This is a genomic window from uncultured Paracoccus sp., assembly GCF_947487305.1.
Taxonomy (GTDB): domain Bacteria; phylum Pseudomonadota; class Alphaproteobacteria; order Rhodobacterales; family Rhodobacteraceae; genus Paracoccus.
In genome coordinates, this window is sequence record NZ_CANKWH010000090.1 from 1 (window position 1) to 530 (window position 530).

Genomic DNA, 530 nt, shown 5'->3' on the forward strand with positions numbered 1-530 from the left:
GCGGATGGCCTGGACAGGAAGTGGGGTGCGGACATCTCCTACATCCGGACGGCAGAGGGCTGGCTCTACCTTGCCATCGTGCTGGACCTCTTCTCGCGCCGCGTCGTTGGCTGGGCCACGAGTGACCGCCTGAAGCGCGATCTTGCGGTGGAAGCCCTGCGCCGTGCTCTCGTGGCTCGCAACCCCGCGCCGGGGCTGGTCCATCATTCCGACCGCGGATCGCAATACTGCTCGGTGGACTATCAAGCGCTGCTCCGCAGACGCGGCATCCTGATCTCGATGAGCGGGCGCGGGAACTGCTACGACAATTCGATGGTCGAAACGTTCTTCAAGACCATCAAGTCGGAGCTGATCTGGCCGGTCGCATGGCAGACACGCGCCCAGGCCGAAAACGCCATCGCCAGATACATCGATGGGTTCTATAACCCCGTCAGGCGACATTCATCGCTCGACTTCCAGAGCCCCCTCGCATTCGAGCGAAAGGCCCGGGAAGTAAGCTAAACGCTCTCCACAAAAGCCGGGCAAGTCCA

1 protein-coding gene is annotated in these 530 nt (G+C 62.3%); it reads left to right on the forward strand.

The features are described 5' to 3' along the window. On the forward strand, positions 1-501 hold a 501-nt coding region (locus Q1A36_RS21385; RefSeq protein ID WP_299848208.1), incomplete at its 5' end, for an IS3 family transposase. Between the last annotated feature and the right edge of the window lie 29 nt (positions 502-530).